This window comes from Streptomyces sp. ERV7, assembly GCF_001653515.1.
Classification (GTDB): domain Bacteria; phylum Actinomycetota; class Actinomycetes; order Streptomycetales; family Streptomycetaceae; genus Streptomyces.
This window is the reverse complement of record NZ_LYOY01000011.1, coordinates 1-4,381: the sequence shown is the minus strand read 5'-3', so window position 1 is coordinate 4,381 and position 4,381 is coordinate 1. Positions and strand designations below refer to the sequence as shown.

At 66.5% G+C, this 4,381-nt stretch carries 2 protein-coding genes; one reads left to right on the top strand and one right to left on the bottom strand.

Translation table 11 applies throughout. From position 1 onward, the window contains the following. Nucleotides 1-111: 111 nt before the first annotated feature. On the top strand, nt 112-840 hold the full coding sequence (locus A8W25_RS05700; protein WP_079125841.1) for a glycosyltransferase family 2 protein: 729 nt from the start codon (nt 112-114) through the stop codon (nt 838-840). A gap of 369 nt (nt 841-1,209) precedes the next feature. On the opposite strand, the gene A8W25_RS05695 is transcribed toward A8W25_RS05700, so the two are convergent. Then, nucleotides 1,210-3,315 (bottom strand): NACHT domain-containing protein, encoded by a 2,106-nt coding sequence (locus A8W25_RS05695; protein WP_067156967.1) that lies wholly within the window; start codon nt 3,313-3,315, stop codon nt 1,210-1,212. Nucleotides 3,316-4,381: the final 1,066 nt, after the last annotated feature.

The following is a 4,381-nucleotide window of genomic DNA, read 5'->3' as shown; positions in this document are numbered from 1 at the left end:
CACCACCTCCCTGCCATCCCCCACCGCCGAACCTTCCCCATCCCGCAGCTCGTTCCGCTGAACAGCCCTACTGCCCACTCCTGTTGGAGAATCGTTCTGTCTGCGCCCCGCATCACCGTTGTCATCGCCACCCAGCTGCGCCCCGAGCGTCTGCCGTTCCTTGAGGCCATGCACGCAAGCCTCACACGGCAGACCGTGCCCTGGCAGGCCGTCCTCGTCCTCGACGGAGCCAACCCCGCACACCTGCCCGACCCGGTCGCAGCCGACCCGCGCGTGCGCGTCCTCGCCCTGCCACGGCCGGTCGGTGCGGCCTGCGCCCGCAACCTCGGACTCGGCCTGGTGGAGACCGAGTTCGTGAACTGGATGGACGATGACGACATCGTCCCCACCAGCAGCCTCGCCGTGCGGCTGGAGGCGTTCACCGACGAGCTCGGCTGGGTGGCGGGCTACAGCGAGGACCTGCTGCAAGACGGTTCGACCCGCCTGTGGGAATGCCCGGTTCCGCCCGGCTACCACGCGGCGGGCGACGTGGTCACCTACTGGCCGCGACCCCAGGACACCATCCCCATCGGCCCCACCACCCTCCTCGCCCGCACCCGCCTGGTGCGCGCCGCCGGCGGCATGGGCGGCCTCGTCCAGGGCGAGGATTACTGCGCGGCCGTCACCGCCACCTGCCTCGCCCCCGGTGTCCTGCTGCCCGTACCGGTGTACCGCTACAGAAAGCACCCGGGGCAGATGACTCAAGGCTCCGGCTATGACGAGCTGGAGCTGGCCGCACGCCGCCATGCCCACGCCGTCGGACACAGCCTGCGCGGTGTCCTCGCCGACCAGGCTGCGTGAGGCTCCCGTGGACGGCACACCCCCGGCAAGGGCACACCTGCCCAGATCATCCTCACCACCAGTGCGTCCCTGGGTCTTGTGGCCCTGCCCATGGGGGAGCAGCACGGGTGGGCGTACACCGCACTGCGCACCACGGCCGGGTTCAAACGGATCAAACCCGGCATCTATGCCCTAGTGCTGGATTCCTCTCTGGCGGGGTAGGTATGTGGGGGGTACTGATTCTGATTGCTCGGGGGCGAGTTGCTGTGCCTCTGCGACGCCACTTTGAGTACCGCCTTTGAGGAACGAAGCAGTGGCCGACGTATGTGCCATCCAGCACGGATCGGCAATCTCGCTGATCCGATCCAGCGCTTCACCTTGGCCGCCGGGCTACGGGTTTTGAGCCAGCCATCGCTGGAACTCGCGGTGCCGGAACTGGTACGCGCCGCCGGAGGTGCGCAGCAGACCACCCGCGTGCGACCACCGCAAGAACCCTCCGAGCCGATACGGGAGTTGGTGGCGCGGGGATAGCAGGAACACCAGGTACCTCCGGCTGCCGCCAAAGTCCGTCACCCAGCGCAGAGCCGCGGCCATCAGGCCGAGGGCCAGCACGTCGAGGAACGGCACCGATGAGGACACCAGCACGTCCGAGAAGGACGTCACCCACCGGGCGGCTGCCATAGAGAGCCCTGCGACGACGAACACTGCGCCCCCGAAGAGGAGGTCGCCCCTCAGTACGTACTGCCACCTCACGGCGGTATTAACATCGGGTGGGTACGTACCGCCAAAGGTATGAGTGACACCCGCTCCGTGCACAATCAGCGTGCCCAGAAGGACCGACCAGAACACGGCTAGAGCGGGCATAAAAGAGACGAGCGAGCCGAGGCCCAGTGCGGCAGCGAGCCACGCGATGGGGAGAGCGGCCAGGCCGCCCAGCATGCCGAGTACGAGCCCCACTGGCACCGTGTCGATGGCCAGGCGCAGCGTTGCCTCCGAAAACACTCGCCCCCAGGGCACACACATTGGCAAGTCACCCGCCTGTCTGGAGACGTCCCTCGCCACCAGAACGGCACCCAGCCCGGCAGTGGGGTACAGCCAGGTCCCCGTACTCTCCCTCAAGAGCAGCAGTGGCAGCACGAGTCCGAGGAAGACGAGGGCGCCCGCCACCGCGTCTGCGTAGCGCACGCGGTCGACGCCTGCGATCGGCCATAGCCGGGGGCGGTGAATATCGACGCGTTCCCCGGCATCGGATCCGCTGCGCAGATGGCGGGCGATCACTGCGAGCCAGCCCTGGACCCGTTCAGCATCGTACCGCGACGGGCGAATGTCCACGACGGCCGGGATGAAGAGGGAAAGCAGGTGGTCCTTGAGCGGTCGCGCCGAGGAGTAGGAGAATAGCTCCGAGGGGTCGCCGCGCCTGTGATAGACGGCCTTGACGAGGAAGAGCCACCACGGCGTCGCCAGGGTCTCGTACAGCACGGTGGACGAGGACAGGTCCTGAGCAAACCTCTGCCAGCGCTCCTCGTCCTCGAACACCGTGGTCAGATGCTCCGCAACGTGCTCGAGGCTCAGCGGGTCGATGTCGACGCCGACCGCGTGCTGCAGACGTTCTGACCGCGGCAGGGCGTCATAGTGGGCCTTGCGGCACAACAGGACCAGCGGAAACTTCGACACCATGTCCCCGTGGTTGCTGAGCGCCTTCAGCGCGTCCAGGGCACGCGGGGCTCGCGGGTCAGGCAGCTGTTGCCCATCCAGGCCGTACACGATATTGCGGTGTCTGTCGGCGAGGCCCGGGTCCATCTCGTCCAGGCCGTCGAGGACGGGCAGGACGAGCCCATTCTCCACGATCCACTTCGCGCGCTGCTCGGACACACCGGCCTTGATTACATGGTCGATCAGAAGCTTTTCGAATGGATCCTTCAGGTCCCATTCGGCCAGCGGAACTCGTACGGGCACCGGGTCATTCTCCGTGCGCTGCCTAAGAAGGCCACGCGCCAACTCCACCGATAGCACCGTCTTTCCCGCGCCAGCGGCTCCCGTGACGACGAGGCGAGGCTTCGAACAGGCCCGGTAGTACTCAGTGATGCCGGGGAAGCCAGCGTCTGCCGCGGGACTGCTGCCCGCGACCTGCCCACGCTCCGGGCCCCTGCCGGGGATCATGTCAGGAGCACGCCGAGTGAAGGTAAGAGTGAGTTGCTCCTCGTCCCTGCCAATCAGAGCGCGGAACTGCTTCTCCTCGGCGGCTAGGACTCTCTTCGCCAGTGTTTTCGCGGCGCTCTGCGCGTGCGTCAGTGCGTCATCTCCCTGCGGAAGGGCCTTGCGGGCCGCCTCCAAACCGCCCAACGCAAGGGCGAGACTCACAGCCATGCCCACCATGGACACGATGGAGAAGGTACTGCTCGCATCTTGGTGGCCCTTCAGCAGTTGCACGATCACCCAGGCCGCCGCGCCCGCGATAGCCAGAACAGTGATCAGCCACCTCACAGCCTTCACCATGCGCCTTCCCCCGTCCCCCGCCCCCCGCCTATCTCCCTCTAGAAGAAAGGTAGTTGATGACTGAGCAGCCTCGTCGCGCTCCGCCGAAAGAAGTTCGCCTTCCTCCGTTACGACTCCGGCGGGCGCCATGATCCGACTACGCAACTTCGCCCATCCAAAATTCAGCAAGTCGGAGTCCGATACACCGAGGGCACTGATCCGAGATCCCAAGGAACCCCAGCATCATGGCCTGATCCATGCCTCTGAGCCGGTGGTGTTCCGGTCTGCGGTCGTACTCAACTTCCTCCTCCGATTCCTGGATACCAAACGGCTACCGAAGCTCAGCGACGATGAGAAAACTGAGAACGGCGATGACGCGCCCGCTCCAGGCACCCACGCGGCGCACATGGCCCTGCGTTGTTCGGCCGCCCCCCTGGGCCCAGTGCTTCGTTCCTTTGGGCTCAGCGGGTAGGGGGCACTGCCGATCTTCCAATCGGCCTAGCCCCCACGATTCCATCCTCCAGGCAGCGCAGCCCCACCGTCACCTTGCGGACCGATCCGTCGTCGGCAAGCGCGGAGGCGACAGCCGCCTCGCCCCCCCACACACAGGGGCACGCCGCCCAATCCAGATGCACGTCCTCCCGGAGCTCCTCGCTGTCCGCGATGAACATCCGCATGCAGCAAGCAGTGCACTCAAGCGCGACGGCGCCCTCTACGGCATCGACGAGCGGCAGGAACTCGCGGCCGGTGCACCAGCACACGCAGTGCGTGATCTCCACGGACCGGCCGTCGTCAGCCCCCTAAAGGAACGCCGTGAGCTCTGCCGAGATCCCCTCGCCAACCTGATCTTCAGCATCCACCAGCACATCATTCCAAACGCCGAACCAGCGCCCCTCCCCATCGAGCAAAGACGTAGCTCCGGTCGATCTCCAAGGACTCCATGCCCGCCCACTTCCACATCGGCGTCAGCGACGACCACGGCGTTCTCGCCCGTCCCACCACCACCGTCAGCGCCCACCTGGCCCACTGGTATCTGACCGCCGAACGGTTCGAGCCCCTCCCCGCAACCCCGGATCTGTACCGGCTC

What these genes read in the sequence shown, in the direction of transcription:
- A8W25_RS05695 (WP_067156967.1), bottom strand. Translation starts at nt 3,315, where the DNA reads ATGGTGAAGGCTGTGAGGTGGCTGATCACTGTTCTGGCTATCGCGGGC.